The sequence below is a fragment of the Cellvibrio sp. OA-2007 genome, from assembly GCF_000953825.1.
Taxonomy (GTDB): domain Bacteria; phylum Pseudomonadota; class Gammaproteobacteria; order Pseudomonadales; family Cellvibrionaceae; genus Cellvibrio.
The window spans coordinates 1-17,471 of record NZ_BBUL01000080.1 but is presented as its reverse complement, the minus strand read 5'-3'; the positions used below and the strand labels follow the sequence as shown (position 1 = coordinate 17,471).

Annotated in this window: 17 protein-coding genes and 1 pseudogene; 8 read left to right on the top strand and 10 right to left on the bottom strand. The window is 51.5% G+C overall.

Going from position 1 to position 17,471, the window contains the following annotated elements; all coding sequences use genetic code 11:
- The first annotated feature begins 288 nt into the window (after positions 1–288).
- Complete coding sequence (locus AWU77_RS05430; protein ID WP_062060099.1) at positions 289–2,631, top strand: cellulose binding domain-containing protein; 2,343 nt, start codon at positions 289–291, stop codon at positions 2,629–2,631.
- Between the two features lie 63 nt (positions 2,632–2,694).
- Here AWU77_RS05430 and AWU77_RS05425 read toward each other — a convergent pair whose 3' ends face one another.
- The 5 genes from AWU77_RS05425 to AWU77_RS05405 all read right to left on the bottom strand — a co-directional run bounded on the left by AWU77_RS05425 (position 2,695) and on the right by AWU77_RS05405 (position 6,660).
- Complete coding sequence (locus tag AWU77_RS05425) at positions 2,695–3,687, bottom strand: hypothetical protein (protein WP_062060097.1); 993 nt, start codon at positions 3,685–3,687, stop codon at positions 2,695–2,697.
- Positions 3,688–3,734: 47 nt separating this feature from the next.
- A complete protein-coding gene (locus AWU77_RS05420) occupies positions 3,735–5,231 on the bottom strand; it encodes a Ppx/GppA phosphatase family protein (protein WP_062060095.1) in 1,497 nt (498 codons plus the stop codon).
- A 164-nt stretch (positions 5,232–5,395) separates the two neighbouring features.
- A complete protein-coding gene (secB, locus tag AWU77_RS05415; RefSeq protein WP_062060094.1) occupies positions 5,396–5,908 on the bottom strand; it encodes a protein-export chaperone SecB in 513 nt (170 codons plus the stop codon).
- 43 nt (positions 5,909–5,951) lie between these two features.
- A complete protein-coding gene (grxC, locus tag AWU77_RS05410; protein ID WP_062060092.1) occupies positions 5,952–6,209 on the bottom strand; it encodes a glutaredoxin 3 in 258 nt (85 codons plus the stop codon).
- Positions 6,210–6,246: 37 nt separating this feature from the next.
- Positions 6,247–6,660 carry a rhodanese-like domain-containing protein gene (locus tag AWU77_RS05405; protein WP_084618104.1) on the bottom strand — a complete coding sequence of 138 codons (414 nt, stop codon included), beginning with the start codon at positions 6,658–6,660 and terminating at the stop codon, positions 6,247–6,249.
- A 390-nt stretch (positions 6,661–7,050) separates the two neighbouring features.
- On the opposite strand from AWU77_RS05405, the gene gpmI reads away from it, so the two are divergent.
- The 5 genes from gpmI to AWU77_RS05380 all read left to right on the top strand — a co-directional run bounded on the left by gpmI (position 7,051) and on the right by AWU77_RS05380 (position 12,706).
- The gene (gene gpmI / locus AWU77_RS05400; protein ID WP_062060090.1) at positions 7,051–8,595 is read left to right on the top strand and encodes a 2,3-bisphosphoglycerate-independent phosphoglycerate mutase; all 1,545 of its coding nucleotides are present in this window, start codon (positions 7,051–7,053) and stop codon (positions 8,593–8,595) included.
- A 121-nt stretch (positions 8,596–8,716) separates the two neighbouring features.
- Positions 8,717–9,892: a murein hydrolase activator EnvC gene (locus AWU77_RS05395; protein WP_062060087.1), complete on the top strand. Its 1,176-nt coding sequence runs from the start codon at positions 8,717–8,719 to the stop codon at positions 9,890–9,892.
- A 140-nt stretch (positions 9,893–10,032) separates the two neighbouring features.
- A complete protein-coding gene (locus tag AWU77_RS05390; RefSeq protein WP_062060085.1) occupies positions 10,033–11,448 on the top strand; it encodes a S41 family peptidase in 1,416 nt (471 codons plus the stop codon).
- Between the two features lie 6 nt (positions 11,449–11,454).
- On the top strand, positions 11,455–12,327 hold the full coding sequence (locus AWU77_RS05385) for a divergent polysaccharide deacetylase family protein (protein WP_238582312.1): 873 nt from the start codon (positions 11,455–11,457) through the stop codon (positions 12,325–12,327).
- A gap of 154 nt (positions 12,328–12,481) precedes the next feature.
- The gene (locus AWU77_RS05380) at positions 12,482–12,706 is read left to right on the top strand and encodes a DUF6316 family protein (protein WP_062060083.1); all 225 of its coding nucleotides are present in this window, start codon (positions 12,482–12,484) and stop codon (positions 12,704–12,706) included.
- A gap of 82 nt (positions 12,707–12,788) precedes the next feature.
- Here the strand turns inward: AWU77_RS05380 and hisF are convergent, their stop codons facing one another.
- The 5 genes from hisF to hisB form a co-directional block, all read right to left on the bottom strand.
- Positions 12,789–13,562, bottom strand: a complete 774-nt coding sequence (gene hisF / locus AWU77_RS05375; protein WP_062060081.1) for an imidazole glycerol phosphate synthase subunit HisF — start codon at positions 13,560–13,562, stop codon at positions 12,789–12,791.
- Positions 13,563–13,579: 17 nt separating this feature from the next.
- A complete protein-coding gene (locus AWU77_RS05370; RefSeq protein WP_062060079.1) occupies positions 13,580–13,831 on the bottom strand; it encodes a DUF2442 domain-containing protein in 252 nt (83 codons plus the stop codon).
- A 13-nt stretch (positions 13,832–13,844) separates the two neighbouring features.
- Positions 13,845–14,573 (bottom strand): 1-(5-phosphoribosyl)-5-[(5-phosphoribosylamino)methylideneamino]imidazole-4-carboxamide isomerase, encoded by a 729-nt coding sequence (hisA, locus tag AWU77_RS05365; protein WP_062060077.1) that lies wholly within the window; start codon positions 14,571–14,573, stop codon positions 13,845–13,847.
- A 107-nt stretch (positions 14,574–14,680) separates the two neighbouring features.
- Entirely contained in the window at positions 14,681–15,343 is a 663-nt protein-coding gene (hisH, locus tag AWU77_RS05360) for an imidazole glycerol phosphate synthase subunit HisH (protein WP_062060075.1), read from the bottom strand.
- A 2-nt stretch (positions 15,344–15,345) separates the two neighbouring features.
- The gene (gene hisB / locus AWU77_RS05355; protein WP_062060073.1) at positions 15,346–15,939 is read right to left on the bottom strand and encodes an imidazoleglycerol-phosphate dehydratase HisB; all 594 of its coding nucleotides are present in this window, start codon (positions 15,937–15,939) and stop codon (positions 15,346–15,348) included.
- Positions 15,940–16,086: 147 nt separating this feature from the next.
- On the opposite strand from hisB, the gene AWU77_RS05350 reads away from it, so the two are divergent.
- On the top strand, positions 16,087–16,785 hold the full coding sequence (locus tag AWU77_RS05350) for a hypothetical protein (RefSeq protein ID WP_152625283.1): 699 nt from the start codon (positions 16,087–16,089) through the stop codon (positions 16,783–16,785).
- A gap of 209 nt (positions 16,786–16,994) precedes the next feature.
- Positions 16,995–17,471, top strand: a pseudogene (locus AWU77_RS05345) (hypothetical protein); the annotation flags it as partial.

Below are 17,471 nucleotides of genomic sequence, written 5' to 3'. Positions count from 1 at the left end.
TCTCCCATCACGTCGCAAAATTGAGAAAAACTTCGCCAATCTGGCGTTTAAAATTACGCCACTGGTTTTTCATTAATCATACTTATTATATTATCGCTCTCACCCGCTTCCGGCAACGTACCGGTTTTCTCCAGCAGGCTAACAATCACAATAATTCCAATAATCAGTTGTAGCTGAACCTAACGGCATTCGGTAACACCCAAATAAACGCGGCTCCGGCGCGCATGACAGGTTTGCTATGTCTGGCGCTCGGGCCTGCCTTACTCATCGAATAACGAGATAACCACTATGAGCAGATTCTCTTTGCAGCCACGGCTGCGCAAAACCCTGTTAGCGTGTTTTTGTGTCGGCCTCAGCCTCGCCAGTTTCAGTAGCTTTGCCGCGCGCCAAGCCGAATACCTCGACCGAGGTGTGGTTGCGCTGCCCTCTGGCAGCGGTGTGCTGATCAGCTGGCGCATGCTGGGTGATGATCCATCCAACGTGAGCTTTAACGTCTATCGCAACGGCAGCAAAATCACTGCATCACCCATTACCAATAGCACCAACTTTCTGGATAGCAGCGGCACTACCAGCGCGGCTTACACCGTGCGTGCAGTAGTGAATGGCGTCGAGCTGGCAGCGAACGCCGCCAAAGCGACTTGGGCGAACCCTTATCTGACCATTAACCTCAATCGCCCTAATGGCGGTACTACACCGAGTGGCGAGGCCTATACCTATTCGCCGAATGACCTGAGTGTGGGTGATTTGGATGGCGATGGTCAGTATGAAATTGTCGTCAAATGGGATCCATCCAACGCCAAGGACAACTCCCAATCCGGCTATACCGGCAATGTGTTTATCGATGCTTATGAGATGGATGGCACCCAACTCTGGCGCATCGACCTGGGCAAAAACATCCGCGCTGGCGCCCATTACACCCAGTTTATGGTGTACGACCTGGATGGCGACGGCAAAGCCGAAGTGGCGATGAAAACCGCGCCGGGCACCCGCGATGCCGCAGGCACAGTGCTCGGCGGCAGCAATGCCAATACCGACTACCGCACCTCTGCCGGTTATATCCTTTCAGGCCCGGAATATCTCACTGTTTTTAACGGCCAAACCGGTGTGGCAATGGCGACGACCGACTATCTACCCGCACGCGGTACCGTCAGCAGTTGGGGCGATAACTACGGCAACCGTGTCGACCGTTTCCTTGCCGGTGTTGCCTATTTGGACGGCAGCCGCCCCAGTTTGATATTTTCCCGCGGCTACTACACCCGCGCCGTGCTGGTCGCCTGGGATTGGCGCAACGGCCAGCTCACCCGTCGCTGGACCTTTGATAGTAACTCCAGCGGCAATGGCGCCGCTGCCGGTCAGGGCGCACACTCGCTCACGGTGGGCGATGTGGATCAGGACGGCAAAGACGAAATCGTCTTTGGCGCCGCCACTATCAACGACAACGGCACTCTGTTGTACTCCACTGGCTTGGGTCACGGCGATGCGCTGCATCTCTCCGACTTCCTGCCCAATCGCCCCGGTCTGGAAGTGTTTATGGTGCATGAGTCGCCCTCCAGTTACGGCAACCACGGGGTGGAAATGCACGACGCGAAAACCGGTCAGATTATCTGGAGCTTTCAGGGCGGCGGCGATATTGGCCGCGGCGTGATAATGGATATAGACCCGCGCACCCCCGGTGCTGAAAGCTGGGCGAGTGCAGGCGGCATCAACAGTGCGACCGGCAACCAGATCACCAGCAGCAAACCAGCGTCGATTAATTTTGCCGCCTGGTGGGATGGCGATCTGCTGCGCGAGCAGCTCAACAACACCATGATCGATAGGTGGAATTACGCCAGCAATAACAGCTCGCGCCTGCTCACCGCTTACAACTACGGCGCCGCCTCCAACAACGGCACTAAAGCGACCCCCGGTCTGTCCGCTGATATCCTCGGTGACTGGCGCGAAGAGGTGATCTGGCGCCACGAAAACAACAGCCAGCTACTGATTTTTGCCACCCCCCATGTCACCAGCCACAAGCTGCGCACGCTGATGCACGACACCCAATACCGCACCGCCATCGCCTGGCAAAACGTGGGCTACAACCAACCGCCACACACCAGCTTTTTCCTCGGTGATGGCATGGCAACACCACCAGCACCCGACCTGTATTTTGTCGGCACCAACCCCAATGCCAGCGTACCGGTTAGCAGCTCGTCTAGCAGCAGTTCATCGCGCAGCAGCACCGCTGTGAGCTCAACCCCGGCCAGTTCAGTTGCGCCCAGCTCGACTCCGGCCAGCTCATTGCCTGCCAGTAGCCGCGCAACATCCAGTGTCGCATCCAGTACAGCAACCGCAGCGGGCAACTGCAGCTATGTGATTAGCAATAACTGGGGTTCGGGGTTTACCGGCGCGATCCGCATCACCAACAAAGGCAGCAGCGCAATCAACGGCTGGAATGTGAGTTGGACTTACGCAGGCAATACCCGCCTGAGCGGCACTTGGAATGCAACGGTCAGCGGCAACAATCCTTACTCTGCATCTGGCCTGAGTTGGAACAGCACCATTCAACCGGGGCAATCGGTTGAGTTCGGCTTCCAGGGCACTCACTCAGGCACAGCAGAAATTCCTGTAGTGAGCGGTTCGGCGTGTAATTAATTCGTGTGCAAAAAAACAAAAAGCCGATGGTGGTTTGCCATCGGCTTTTTTATTGCGCCTGTTCTATTCAGAAATAAAATAGCCGACTTTGGTCTTGAATGTTTCCGCATCCAACTTGGTGACCTTAACCTCTGGTACCGGAAAAATAATATTGCCTGCTTTAGGAGATAAAACTCTCATCCACAAACCATTAAGAACATAATCAGTTACGTTTTTTTCAAACTCAGCAAAATTTCGATCAAACGCCTGCATTAACGCCTCATCTTCATTTTTACCGTCTTTTACTGCAGTTAAATAAACATCTAGACCCTGCCGTAATTCAGGTGAAGAGTTTATGTAATGCATAATAAAAAATGCGCGAGCATAAAACTGATCAATGACAACTCTATCGCTTATTTTGGTCGAATGAATGGGCAAACTTTTGGTTTTCATGATGCTTTCAGCATCTATCTGCAATCTCCCTGCATTGGAATAAAGTCCTGCGGTGCGAAACATAATGGCTTTGGGATTACCCAAATAAATTTTGTCACCGTCAAATTTAAACGTGCCTAGATACTCAGCCTTACCTTCCTGAACCCATAATGGATGAGGAACCCGATTGAGTGAATACTTTTGCACAAAATGCGTATATTCATGTAATAAAACCTGACGGCCAAAACTCGGCTTTTTCAAATCATCAGAGTAATTATCCACATTGGCGATAGCATAGTATCTGTCGGGGTGAATCACAAAAACGCCAGCCCAAGTTTTGGGCAACCCCATATGTTTAAAACTTGAGCCAGACCCCAATGCCAATACCTGTAGCGGATCAAGGTTTGGCTGTAATTGCATGCCCATTAACTCAATCAAAAAATATCGGTATGCTTCAAGATCATCAATCAAAATTCGCGCTTTCTTTTCTTTTAAATCAGTAATAATTTGAAAATTATCACTAGTGAGCTGCAACCATTTTCCCTTAGCCAATTTTTCAATATTAGCGGCAAATACTGTACTTGATAAACACACTGCCAACAGTAATAAAATAAAACGAAACGTGTAAATTAACCCTGACTTCATATAAATCCCTGCTCTATTATTCGATATGGAAAAATTCTTTTTAATCATCAATTAACTGTCAATTCATACCCAATATCCCCCAAATAACGCTGTTCGGTTTCCAAGTCTGCGCAGGTCAGCGGGTGCTGTTCCAGCCAGTCATGGGGCAGCTGTAAATCCACACGTTTTTTTCCGGCCGATAATGTAATTGCTGGCATTCCGGATTTAACCCGGCCGCGATGAAAGATAACGGCGAGGCGCAATAACATAGCAAGGCGAACTAAATCGGTATTATCGAGCGGAAAGCTTTTGCTGGGAAAGCGTTTACGATGGGCCAGCACTAATGCGGCGAGTTGGATTTGTTCGGCGCGCGAGCATCCGGCGAGATCGACGTTTTGCACTATGTAGGCAGAGTGTTTGTGATAATCGTTGTGCGCTATGTCCAGACCCACTTGATACAAACGCGCCGCCCAGCCGAGTAATTTACTGGCGTCGTCAGCGGTGAGCTGCCAGCTTTCTGCCACTTGCTGCAATAAATTGAGCGCGGTTTTTTCTACCGCTTTAGCTTTATCCATATTCACATGAAAGCGCGCGGCGAGCGCATCGACACTCGCCTGGCGAATATCGTGATTTTCCAAGCGGCCTTTTTGATCAAACAACAGGCCTTCGCGCAGCGCCCATTCGGCGGCGACCATTTGGCGCAATTCGAGCGCATCAAAGAGTGCACTCAAGACAATCACGCCGCCGAGAAAAACCGGTTGGCGATCATCTGACAAACCGGCAATTTGTGCATCCAATTTGCCGTGGTCTAAATAAATCGCCATGATTTTTTCGAGCGATTCGAGGGTGATAGTGCCATCGCTCCAACCGTTGGCTTCACAGACTTTGGCGACCGCTTTAATACTGCCCGAGGCACCCAATACCTGTTGCCAGCCAGCTTGTAAAAACTCTTCTTTTACTGGCTCAATTTCTTGCAAGCAGGCAATCAACGCTTTGGTAATTAATTTTTCGGTGACCTTGCCATCCATAAAAAACTTTTTGGTGATGGCGATGCAGCCCATGTTCAAACTTTCTTTCAATTTCGGTTGCATGCCATTGCCGATAATCACTTCCGTGCTGCCGCCGCCTATATCCATCACGATACGATTATCGCCGTCCGGCGCTATATCGTTGGCCACGCCGAGATAAATCAGGCGCGCCTCTTCATCGCCGGAAATAATTTCCACCGGATGCCCGAGGCGTTTTTCCGCCTCAATCAGAAACGCAGTCGAATCTTTTACGGTGCGCAGGGTTTTGGTGCCGACAATTCGCACGCTGCGCGAGGGATAGCCGCGCAGGCATTCGCCAAAGCGCTCCAGACAGGCAAGCGCGCGATCGCGCGCGTCATCGCTCAAGCTGAGATCTTCCTGCAGCCCGAAGCCTAAACGCACAGGTTCGCGCAAACGGTCGAGCAGGGTGAGCTGGCCATTGTCCCAGCGCGCCACAATCATGTGGAAGCTGTTAGAGCCGAGATCAATCGCGGCGATATGGCTGGTCTTGCGGTTATTGCTAGAGAGATTGAACATGCGAAAATTCCAAAGCGAACGGCAGGCTTGATTATGCGAGACTTTGGGGAGATTACAATGACAAATTCCGTGCCAAGGCGGATAGCGATAAATTGCGCGCAATAAAAAAGGCGATCATCGCAATGATCGCCTTCAGGTAACCTTCATATAACCCAGCGGTTAGATTAGTTCACCACTTCCGGCTTTTCTGCTTGTGCCTGCTCTTGAGCTTGCTGTTGTGCCGCGGTGATCGCTTGCACAAATACTGCATCAAAATTGATAGGAGCGAGCATCAGTGGAGGGAAGCTGCCGCGACCGAGAATGCCATCCACCGCTTCGCGCGCGTAGGGGAACAGAATTTGCGGGCAGGCAGTATTGATCAGCTGGGTCACTGCCGGGCCTTCGATACCAGAGATCGCAAACAGACCGGCTTGTTTCACTTCTACCAAAAATACCGCGCGATCTTCAATGCGGGCGGTAATGGTGAGCAACAATACCACTTCAAACAAACCGTCTTCGATTTGGTTGGCTTGGATGTTTAAATCCTGTTGGATATTAGGCTTGTAAGCCTTGGTAAATGCCTCTGGACCCATAGGGGTTTCAAAGGAGATATCCTTCAAGTAAATACGTTGAATCGCAAATACCGGAGCGCCAGCAGCTGCTTGGCCAGCATCTTGTTGGTTATTTTCTTCTGTCATAATGAACTCGACTTGACTGGTTTAGGAATATTTAAAAAGGCGCTTAGGCTTGTGCCAGGAGCGCATCTAACTTACCGGCTTTATCCAACGCCCAAAGATCAGTGAAGCCGCCGACATGCTGCTCGCCAATCCAGATTTGTGGAACTGTGCGCTGACCACTTTTGTCCATCATTTCCTGGCGCAAATGCGGTTGGCTATCCACGCGAATTTCTTCCACCGCCACACCTTTTTGCGCCAGCAATTTTTTCGCATTGACACAAAAAGGGCATACAGCTGTGGTGTACATTTTCACGTGCGCCATAACAAACTCCAAAAAATAACAATGGGTTCTAAAACGATTACTTACCTTTTACCAGTGGCAGATTTTGTGCCTGCCACTCGCCGATGCCACCGCCTAAACGGCGCACATCAAAACCTTCTTTGCCCAACAGCCGACCAACGGCGCCAGCATGCTGGCCGAGTTTATCCACGAGGATGATGGTTTTGTCTTTGTAGCTGGCCACTTCAGTCGATTCTTTGCTGAGCTTGGCATAAGGGATATTCAGCGCCCCTACGATGTGACCTGCTTTAAATTCCGCGCTCTCGCGCAAATCCACCAACACGGCATTGCCATCATTCACCAGCTTGGTCACTTCATGGGGCGACACAGGGCGGCCACTCTTGATACGGTCGCGCCAAACATAAATGTAAATCAACACAATCAGGGTGGTGACTAGCAGCCACTCTTGCGAAACAAATGCGATAAAATCCACGATACTTGCCTTTTAATGGTTTGCGGTAAGGGGCTCAGACCGCCCGAAACTGCGCCGCCAGGACAAAAGTGGGGGCAGGCACAGAGATTTCAATGCAAGCCGCCGCAACTTTTTCGGCGCGGGCTACCGGCGCGGGCGATAAGGCGGCGAAGTATACACGATTGCCTATTACGGTTAGACGCCGGATTGCGCGCGGGCAATCGACCCTATAGCCAGATCCCAATCGCTGCTTTTTTGTTTAAACATTAGAGTTGAGGCGCCCAACCCGCTAGAATGCTTGCCATTCTTGGGTTTCCACCCAAACCATCACCCACGAGGTTGTATCCCTGTGCTGCCACGAGCGGCTGCCGGCATCAACCAATCATGTTCATCCGACATTGGAAGCGATTTATGAGCGCGAAAAAACCTGTAGTTCTGCTGATCCTCGACGGCTATGGTTACTCTGAAAAAACCAAGTACAACGCAATTGCTGCTGCCCACAAACCTGTATTCGATAAACTCTGGGCCAACAACCCCAAAAGCCTGATCGAAACCTCCGGCATGGCAGTGGGTTTGCCCGAAGGGCAAATGGGCAACAGCGAAGTGGGGCACATGACCCTTGGCGCTGGCCGCGTGGTGTATCAGAACTTTACGCGCATCAATAAAGCCATTAGCGATGGCGACTTCTTTACCAATCCGGTTTATGTAAAAGCCATCGATAGCGCGATCGCCACTGGCAAAGCCGTGCATATTCTCGGTTTGCTGTCCGAGGGCGGGGTGCACAGCCATGAAGATCACATCTACGCCATGATGAAAATGGCGGTACAGCGCGGTGCCAAAGAGGTATACCTGCACGCCTTTTTAGACGGCCGCGATACCGCGCCGCGCAGTGCGGAAAAATCCCTGCAAAAGGCGCAGGATCTGTTCAAAGAATTGGGCGCTGGCCGGATCGCCTCGATTATTGGCCGCTATTACGCACTCGACCGCGACAACCGCTGGGATCGCGTACAAGCTTGCTACGATGTGATGGTCACTGGCGATGCTGAATTTGATGCTCACACCGCCGTTGAAGGTTTGGCCGCCGCTTATGCGCGCGACGAAAACGACGAATTTGTCAAAGCCACGGTGATTTGCGGTGAAGATGAAGAAGTCGCCACTATTAACGATGGCGACTCAGTGATTTTTATGAACTTCCGCCCGGATCGCGCACGCGAAATCACCAATGCCTTAATCAGCCCGGACTTCGACGGTTTTGCCCGCGAGCTGCACCCAGAAATCGCCCACTTTGTGCAAACCACTGAATACGCATCGAGCATCAATGCGCCTATCGCCTTTCCACCGGTGAGCCTGAGCAATTCCTTTGGCGATTACATATCGCAGCTGGGCAAAACCCAATTGCGTATCGCTGAAACGGAGAAATACGCGCACGTCACCTTCTTCTTTAACAGCGGTAACGAAGTGGTTTATCCCGGTGAAGACCGCATTCTTGTGCCATCACCCCAAGTCGCAACTTACGATTTACAGCCTGAAATGAACGCGCCAATTGTGACCGACAAACTGGTCGAAGCGATTGAGTCAGGCAAGTACGATGCGATTATTTGCAACTACGCCAACTGCGATATGGTCGGCCACTCGGGCATTATGGAAGCGGCAACCAAAGCGGTAGAAGCCATCGACATCTGCCTCGGCCGGGTACTGGCAGCGGTAGAAAAAGTCGGCGGTGAAGCGCTGATTACCGCCGACCACGGCAATGTGGAAGAAATGTTCGACGAGGAAACTGGCCAGCCACACACCCAGCATTCCACGCTGCCGGTGCCATTTATTTTCTGCAGTTCACGCAAGGGCACTATTGCGCCCGGCGGTTCATTGGCCGATGTCGCCCCCACCATGTTGCATTTGATGGGTATTCCTCAGCCAGCAGAAATGACCGGTAAGAATTTAATTACCCTCGGTTAATGTGTGCCTAATTGTGTAGGGTGGGTGGAGCGCAAGCGATACCCGCCTGGCATTCACGACCAAAGTTGATGGGTATCGCTAGCGCGCCATCCATCCTACGTTTCCTATCAGATCTATAACAATGATGAATCGTTTGTTTGCATCGATTACCGGAATTATTTTTGCGGGCTTGGTCTGTAGCATCGCCACCTTTGCGCTCGCCGACGAAAAAGCCGAGATGGCAAAACTGCAAAAAGAAATCGAGGCGCTGCAACAAGAATTAAAAAATGTGCAGGGTACTCGTACAGATTTGCAAAAAGATCTGGAAAAGTCGGAAAAACAAATCAACGAGCTGCAAAAGAAAGCGAGCGATATCAACAAGCAGCTCAATGAACAAAACAAAGAGCTGGAGCAATTAAAAAACGAGCGCAGCCAATTAGAGCAGGCGCGCAAAAATCAGCAGGCGCAGATTGCCGAACAAATGCGCGCGGCGCACAAACTCGGCGAGCAGAGTGAAGTGAAGGTACTGCTAAATCAGGAATCGCCCGATCAGTTATCACGCATCATGAAATACCACAGTTACTTCATGGAAGCCCATACCAGCAAGATGCAAGCTTATTTGGATACCATCACCCGCATCGATGCACTCACCCCGGAAATAGAAAAAAAAACGCTTGAATTAGGCACTATGCAAGCGGAGCTGGATGCCCAGCGCGCGCAGCTCAAAACCATTCACGGGCAACGTCAGCAAGCGCTGGCAAAAGTGAATAGCCAGCTGAAAAATAAAAGTCAGGAACTCAACCAGCTCAACAATGATCGCCGCCGCTTGCAGGCGCTGTTAGAACGAGTAACTAAACGTGTCGCCACCACCGGCGCCATCAACTCCCCCAGCTATGTGCCCCTGCCCAAAGGCGGCGAAAAATTCTCGCTGCGCAAAGGCCGCTTGCCCTGGCCAACGCAAGGCAGCATGATTCATCGCTTTGGCAGCGCACGAATTGCCGGACAAATGAATTGGAATGGCGCTTATATTGCTGCCCCTATGGGCAATGCGGTGATAGCGGTGCATCATGGCCGGGTTGTCTTTGCCGATTATTTTGGCGGCCACGGTCTGCTGGTGATTGTTGACCATGGCGAAGGTTATTTAAGCCTCTATGCCCACAACCAAAGTTTATTAAAAAAAGCCGGTGAACCCGTGCGCGCCGGTGAAGCCATCGCCAACGTCGGCAATTCGGGTGGTCAGGCGGCAACCGGTTTATATTTTGAAATTCGCCACAATGGTAAGCCTATAGATCCCGGTGGTTGGTTAGCGCGCGGTTAACCCCTACACTGGCGCCGGAATTATTTTTTGGGGCGGCTGTCATTTTTTTATGGTTTAGCTTAGTGTGCGCCCGCTAAGCCATTCAGATTGCGACCTTGATGTCGCGCTTATTTTTCAGTTGTTGCGCTATCGGAGACGTTATGTTTCGCGCTGCTTTTACTTTCCCGTTTAAAGCACCTGTTTTTATCAGGCTGGCTGTTCCCTGCGCGCTGTTCAGTGTACTCATGGCGCCCGCCCAAGCCGACAACAAAGCCAATACTGACGCCGGTTTGTTACCGCTTGAAGAACTGCGCACCTTCACCCGCGTTTACGACCATGTACGCAACGGCTATGTCGATCAAATCGACGATGCCCAACTACTCGAATATGCCATCAAAGGCATGATCGCCGAGCTTGATCCCCATTCCGCCTATCTCGATAAAGAAGCCTTTGCCGACTTGCAAGCCAGCACTTCCGGTGAATTTGGCGGGATCGGTTTAGAGGTCAGTATCGATGAAGGTTTTGTCAAAGTTGTTACCCCAATTGATGACAGCCCCTCGGCGCGCGCAGGCATAGTGTCGGGCGATATTGTTATCCGTATCGACGACCAACCGGTCAAAGGCATGGACTTAACCAAAGCCATCAATTTGATGCGCGGCCCAAAAAATAGCTCAATCAAAATTACGGTGATGCGCGACGGCGCTGATCAACCCATCGATTTTGACTTGGTACGCGATATCATCAAGGTGCAAAGTGTGCGCACGCGGGTACTGGAGCAGGATTATTTTTATATTCGCCTCGCCCAATTTCAACTCGATACCGGCAAAGATGTGGCCAAAAAGTTGCGCGCTCAATTAAAAAGAAACCCTGAAACCAAAGGCGTTATTCTGGATTTGCGCAATAATCCCGGCGGGGTGTTGCAGTCGTCGGTGGAAGTGGTCGATGCCTTTCTCGACGGCGGCCAAGTGGTTTACACCCAAGGTCGCCTCGACAACAGCAATATCAGCTATAACGCCGAAGAAGGTGATCTCACCCATAACTTACCGCTGGTAGTGCTAATTAACGATGGCTCTGCGTCTGCGTCCGAGATAGTCGCCGGTGCGCTGCAAGACCACAAGCGCGCCGTCATCATGGGTACGCGCAGTTTTGGCAAAGGCTCAGTGCAGTCGGTGATCCCAATCAGCAATGACCGCGCGATCAAACTCACCACTGCACTCTATTACACCCCCAATGGCCGCTCAATTCAGGCACAGGGAATTGAGCCGGATGTAGATGTAGAACGGGTGCAAGTCACCGCCATTCAACCGGGCATAAATACCACCGAAGCTGATCTCGCCCGCCACCTCGGCAATAGCAAGGGAGGCAAAGAAAGCACCAGTAAAGATCGCGCCAAAAAACGTATCAGCAGCGCCGAGTTACTCAAAGAAGATAATCAGCTACACGAAGCGTTGAACCTGTTAAAAGGGCTGCATATTTTTATTCAGAGCTCACCGCTCTCGGCTAAAACAGAGGTTGCGCCCATAGCACCTGATATAGCCGTTGAGCCAGAACAGTCCACCACGGGCGACAGCGAATAAAGTCGCGTGTTAAAACCGCGCGCCCATCGCCTGACGTTAGGCCTGACCTTGCTCTGGGTTGCGACGCTTCTCAGCTTGCCAGTGGTCGCCTCAAATCGTTTGGCAATCATCATCGATGATATTGGCTACAATCTCACCCTAGGCAAGCGCACGGCAGATTTAAGCGGCGATTTCACCCTCGCCGTACTGCCTTTTACCCCCCACGGAATCGAGCTGGCCGAGCGCGCCCATCGCAGCGGCAAAGAGATTATGCTCCACGCGCCCATGAGCAATCAGCACAACTATCCACTGGGGCGCGGTGGATTAACGAGCGGCATGCAGCGCGGTGAATTTCTTGCTGTATTGCGCCAAAACCTAGCCAATATTCCCCATATTAAAGGTCTCAACAATCACATGGGCAGCCAGCTGACCGAGCAAGCTGAACCCATGAGCTGGTTGATGGAGGAACTACAGCAGCGGCAATTGTATTTTGTCGATAGCCGCACCAGCGCCCAAACTCAAGCGCTAGCTATGGCGGAAAAGATTCATCTGCCCAGCCGCAAGCGCGATGTATTTTTGGATGATGAGCGCACCACCAGCAACATCAAATACCAATTGATTCGCGCCCTCAAACTGGCACAGCAACATGGTTCGGCCATCGCCATTGGCCACCCTTATCCCGAAACACTGCATGAGTTGGAGCAATTACAATCGCTGCTGGATCACTATCAAGTTCAGCTGGTCAAAGCATCGCAACTGATGCCACATGCGCAGCCGCTGAACAATACAAAACAGACTCGCTGTATCGCCCCACCCATGGGTCTCTGGCCACAAATTTGGCTACCGATTGATCCTTTTTCTCTGGATTTAGTCTTCAAACCTTTAAAAATGGCGCATTAAATTTAAAATACTTACTTTTGGTTATAAAAAAGCATATATAAAAGACCAACTAAATCTAGCCGGTAGTTCCCAATGCTGTCTATAATCATCACGGGTGATATTTGATCAACCGCTGAAGGATCCGATTTTCAGGAATAGACGCGAGGAGTTGTATATGGCTACATCAAACAGAGCAGGCGAACAGGGTTCAGTACCTTCGCGCCATGGTCGCTACCTACAAAAAGATGGCTACTGGTACTACACCACCCGCGAGGGTGTGGATATAGGCCCGTTTGATAGCCACAACGACGCTGAAATTGGCGTTGGTGAATTCATCGACTTTATTCAAGCATCCGAACCAAAAGTATCGGACATGCTAAAACAGTACCGCGCGGCCTGAAGTACGCTTTAGGCCGAGCATAAAAAGGGCGCTCACAGAGCGCCCTTTTTGTATTTCAGCGGGGGTGTTTTTGCAACAAGCCTTACAGCCGCACCTCAATTCCCTGAGCGCGCATAAACGCTTTCGCCTGCGGCACAGTGTATTCGCGAAAGTGGAAAATACTCGCTGCCAATACCGCATCGGCGCGGCCTTCCGTCACGCCGTCACACAAATGCTGCAAGTTGCCCACACCGCCTGAGGCGATAACCGGAATCGGCACCGCATCGCTGATCGCACGGGTTACCGCCAGGTCATAACCTTTTTTGGTGCCGTCGCCATCCATACTGGTGAGCAGGATTTCCCCTGCGCCAAACTCCGCCATTTTGATCGCCCACTCCACCGCATTAATGCCGGTAGGTTTACGCCCGCCGTGGGTGAAAATCTCCCAGCGCGGCGCTTCGCCGTCCACACTGACTTTTTTCGCGTCTATGGCGACCACTATGCACTGGGCACCAAAACGATCCGAAGCCGCTTTCACAAACTCCGGGTTGTAGATGGCCGCCGAGTTGATGCCGACTTTATCGGCACCGGCATTGAGCATGGTGCGAATATCATCCACGGTGCGAATACCGCCGCCAACGGTGAGCGGGATAAACACTTCACTGGCGATTTTCTCCACCGTATGCACCGTGGTATCGCGCCCTTCGTGGGTGGCGGTGATATCGAGAAAGGTGATTTCATCGGCGCCATCGTCGTTATAGCGCTTGGCTATCTCCACCGGATCACCCGCATCGCGGATACCGACAAAATTGACGCCCTTTACCACGCGACCGTTATCGACATCGAGGCAGGGAATAATGCGTTTTGCGAGTGCCATAAATAACTCTTAACTAATCAAACGTTGGCTTTTAAAGGGAATCGTTCTGGGTGTTCGATCATTTCTTCCGTCAGATCCACATCTATATCGGGCCAATAAAAATGACCGGGGCTTTGTTCTTGCACATTTAAGATAGCGCCGACCGATTTATCTTTGAACCAAGGGAAATCGTCGTAAGTCATCAGCAGCTCTTTGTTGTGAGCTAACAGCCAAACGCCATGTGCTGATATATGCGTCACTTCAACCGCCCTAAAGACTGTCGGGCTCATGTATAAAATCCCCTTATTGGTCGCAGTAAGCCTGCGCTTCCGCCATGGTCAAGGTGCCTTCGTAAATCGCGCGGCCAGTGATGGCGCCGCAAATTCCTTTGTGCGCTTCGGCTTTAAGTGCGCGGATGTCATCCATATTGGTCACACCGCCTGAGGCGATAATCGGGATGCTGGAGGCCTGTGCCATGGCCACTGTGGCCTGCACATTCACACCCTGCATCATGCCGTCGCGGGCGATGTCGGTGTAGACGATGCTGCTCACGCCGTCCTGCTCAAAACGCTTGGCCAGTTCAGAGGCTTGAATGTTAGAGACTTCTGCCCAGCCATCGGTGGCAACCCAGCCGTCTTTAGCATCCAGGCCGACAATAATGTGGCCGGGGAATTGTTTGCACATATCGGTCACAAATTGCGGCTCTTTTACCGCTTTGGTGCCGATAATCAAATACTGCACCCCGGCATTGAGGTAGTACTCGATGGTTTCCGCATTGCGAATACCGCCGCCAATTTGGATCGGCAGATTGGGGTAGGCTTTGGCGATGGCAGTAACCACACCGCCATTCATCGGCTTGCCTTCAAAGGCGCCATTCAGATCCACCAAATGCAAGCGGCGACAACCCTGCTCCACCCATTGTGCTGCCATCGCGACGGGATCGTCGGAGAACACGGTGGAATCATCCATCAAACCCTGGCGCAAACGCACGCATTGGCCGTCTTTCAAATCAATTGCGGGGATAATTAACATTTTCAATCTCAATTAAACAGAATGTAGGTTGGGGTGAGGAACGAACCCCAACATGACCATCTTGAACAGCGCTGGGGTTCGCAAGCTCACCACCAACCTACGCGGGATCAGGCTTTGCCATCCCAATGTAAAAAATTCTTCAACAGCTGCAGCCCAGCGGTATGGCTTTTTTCCGGGTGGAACTGCGCCACAAACAAATTACCGCGTGTTAAGGCCGCATGGAATTGAATGCCATAGTCGCAAGTTGCGGCGATCAAGCTGCCATCTTCGGTGATAACACAATAACTGTGCACAAAATAGAAGCGTTCGTCCTGCGCTATACCGGCCCAGAGTGGGTGATCATTGTGATGTACCTGATTCCAGCCCATGTGCGGCACTTTTAAATGAGCGCCTGTGCTATCTGTGTGGTTTTCGCCGAAGAAGCGCACTTTTCCCGGCAAGATACCGATGCAATCTACCCCGCCGTTTTCTTCGCTAAAGTCCATCAAGGCCTGCATGCCCACACAAATCCCCAGTACCGGTTTGCCGGTGGCGATTTGCTCGCGCAGCAGTTGGTCAAAACCCAGGCGGTTGATTTCGGCCATGCAGTCGCGAATTGCGCCTACACCGGGGAAAATCACCCGATCTGCCGCTGCAACAACTGCGGGGTCGGAGGTCACCACCACGTTTTGCTCGGGAGCCACATGCTCCAGCGCACTTTTGACCGAGTGCAAATTGCCCATGCCGTAGTCGATGACGGCCACTGTTTGTTTGTTAACCGCTGACGTCATGCTTAGAGGCTACCTTTGGTGGACGGCATAATGCCTTCCATACGTGGATCTTTTTCCAGCGCCATACGCAGGGCGCGGCCAAAGGCTTTGAACACGGTTTCGATCTGGTGGTGGGCATTGTGGCCGCGCAAGTTATCCACATGCAGGGTCACACCGGCGTGATTGACAAAGCCTTGGAAGAACTCCCAAAACAGCTCCACATCAAACTGGCCGACACGCTTTTGAGTGAACGGAATCTGCATCACCAAACCCGGACGACCGGAGAAATCGATGACTACGCGGGACAGCGCCTCATCAAGCGGCACATAGGAGTGGCCGTAGCGGCGAATGCCTTTTTTATCGCCAATCGCTTTGGCGATGGCTTGGCCGATGGTGATGCCTATGTCTTCCACTGAGTGGTGATCGTCGATATGGGTGTCGCCATCACAAGTTACGTCCAGATCAATCATGCCGTGGCGGGCGATCTGATCCATCATGTGCTCCAAAAAGGGCACACCAGTATTAAACACACCCTTACCTGCACCGTCTAAATTGAGGCTGACGCTGATTTTGGTTTCCAGTGTGTTGCGGGTAACTTGAGCAATGCGATCTGACATGCGGAACTCCATCAAACCGGAAAATGTCCGGCGGCACATAATAAAGCGCGAATTATATAGACTCGGGGCGCCAAATTCACGGAAAGCCGCCCTATTAGGCTGATTGTTAAGTTGCCATACAGATAATTTCTCCCAAAATTCTCATTCATGCGTTACAAACTGGCACAAGAGCAGTATCTTGCCTGCCGCTTTTCAACCTCTTTATACATTATGATGGATCACTCTATGGCCAACTCCCTGCTCACCCGCTGCCTGCTTGGCGCCAGCTTGCTCACCGCAACGGCTGCATTCGCCAACAACAACCCCAATAACGCTGACTACACCGGCTGGAGCTGGTCCGGCCATGTGGATCATGTGACTATCGATACCCAAGCTGCCAGCGAACAGTGGATTGAAGACACTGCCACCGCAATCGGCGGTGCCGCTGAATACTATTCCAGCAAAACTGAAAACACTCTGGTGCTAGGTGCCAACATTTTGTTTTATCGCGACAACGCTGCTTTTTCCCAATATGTTGAAGACTACTGGGGCGATACGGATTACACCGAATCCGATGCCAACGCATTTATGCTGTTTGCCGAGTACGGCCCCAAATATCGCTTTGGGCAGAACAATATGAGCTTTGTAACCCTGCGCGGCGGGGTAAGCGGCATTCTGGGGTCCGAGCGCAGCATCAGTAATTGCAGCAACTGTTACTCGGAAGATATCGACATTAACGGCGGAGTTTACGGCGTATTAGGCATAGGTCAGACCCTCGGCAGCCTCGACCTCAGCCTGCAATTTCAGCAATATTTCAGCGGTGACTTGGATAACACCCTCCGCTTGAAACTCTCTGGCGCATTTTAATATTGATATTGAAGATATCGACCTGCTGGCGCCAAAAGCATCCCTCAGGTCGATTTCATCGATTGCCAGCGTTTTTATAAAAAGTCGGTATTAAGACTCACTTGCGTTTGCCTAGTCATGGTTTACTGTTAAAGCGCGACTTATGAATGTCAGCAGCAACTTGCAGGACTGCTAATGTGATCACTTATAACCACTATCAGAGAAATAGATTGAGCGACCCCCTAAACCCTATTCGCCAGCTAATCCAGCAGGTGCAGGAGCAAGACTCTGCGACTGGAAAATTGCTGGAATTTGTCGAGTGCCGTAAAAAGCGCCTGCACAACGCCATCAAATTACCGGAACAGCAGGCAACCAAGGGATTAGCTGATTTTGTGGTGCGCTACATTAAACATGTGCCAGACTTTATCGACGCCATTCGCAGTATGGCCAAAGAGGCGGGAATCGATAAAGACATTGAGCCCCTTTTAAAAATCGCGAGCGATTACTTTATGTCGCCGCCTTCGATTGTCGACCCACACAGCCAATTAGAAGCATTGCTAGACGAGGCCTACCTTGCCCATCGCCTGCTAGAAGAGGTGAACGATCGCTTTATGGTAGAGTCGAAGACTGGCGCGCCGAGTTTAGGTAGTGGCTTCCTACTCCTGCTCTTTCGATTAATGCAGGTGACACTCCTTCTACCTTGCTCA

What these genes read in the sequence shown, in the direction of transcription:
- hisA (WP_062060077.1), bottom strand. Translation starts at nt 14,573, where the DNA reads ATGTTAATTATCCCCGCAATTGATTTGAAAGACGGCCAATGCGTGCGT.
- AWU77_RS05350 (WP_152625283.1), top strand. Translation starts at nt 16,087, where the DNA reads ATGCGTTACAAACTGGCACAAGAGCAGTATCTTGCCTGCCGCTTTTCA.
- AWU77_RS05390 (WP_062060085.1), top strand. Translation starts at nt 10,033, where the DNA reads ATGTTTCGCGCTGCTTTTACTTTCCCGTTTAAAGCACCTGTTTTTATC.
- hisB (WP_062060073.1), bottom strand. Translation starts at nt 15,939, where the DNA reads ATGTCAGATCGCATTGCTCAAGTTACCCGCAACACACTGGAAACCAAA.
- AWU77_RS05380 (WP_062060083.1), top strand. Translation starts at nt 12,482, where the DNA reads ATGGCTACATCAAACAGAGCAGGCGAACAGGGTTCAGTACCTTCGCGC.
- hisF (WP_062060081.1), bottom strand. Translation starts at nt 13,562, where the DNA reads ATGGCACTCGCAAAACGCATTATTCCCTGCCTCGATGTCGATAACGGT.
- AWU77_RS05395 (WP_062060087.1), top strand. Translation starts at nt 8,717, where the DNA reads ATGATGAATCGTTTGTTTGCATCGATTACCGGAATTATTTTTGCGGGC.
- gpmI (WP_062060090.1), top strand. Translation starts at nt 7,051, where the DNA reads ATGAGCGCGAAAAAACCTGTAGTTCTGCTGATCCTCGACGGCTATGGT.
- AWU77_RS05425 (WP_062060097.1), bottom strand. Translation starts at nt 3,687, where the DNA reads ATGAAGTCAGGGTTAATTTACACGTTTCGTTTTATTTTATTACTGTTG.
- AWU77_RS05430 (WP_062060099.1), top strand. Translation starts at nt 289, where the DNA reads ATGAGCAGATTCTCTTTGCAGCCACGGCTGCGCAAAACCCTGTTAGCG.
- hisH (WP_062060075.1), bottom strand. Translation starts at nt 15,343, where the DNA reads ATGACGTCAGCGGTTAACAAACAAACAGTGGCCGTCATCGACTACGGC.
- AWU77_RS05420 (WP_062060095.1), bottom strand. Translation starts at nt 5,231, where the DNA reads ATGTTCAATCTCTCTAGCAATAACCGCAAGACCAGCCATATCGCCGCG.
- AWU77_RS05370 (WP_062060079.1), bottom strand. Translation starts at nt 13,831, where the DNA reads ATGAGCCCGACAGTCTTTAGGGCGGTTGAAGTGACGCATATATCAGCA.
- secB (WP_062060094.1), bottom strand. Translation starts at nt 5,908, where the DNA reads ATGACAGAAGAAAATAACCAACAAGATGCTGGCCAAGCAGCTGCTGGC.
- grxC (WP_062060092.1), bottom strand. Translation starts at nt 6,209, where the DNA reads ATGGCGCACGTGAAAATGTACACCACAGCTGTATGCCCTTTTTGTGTC.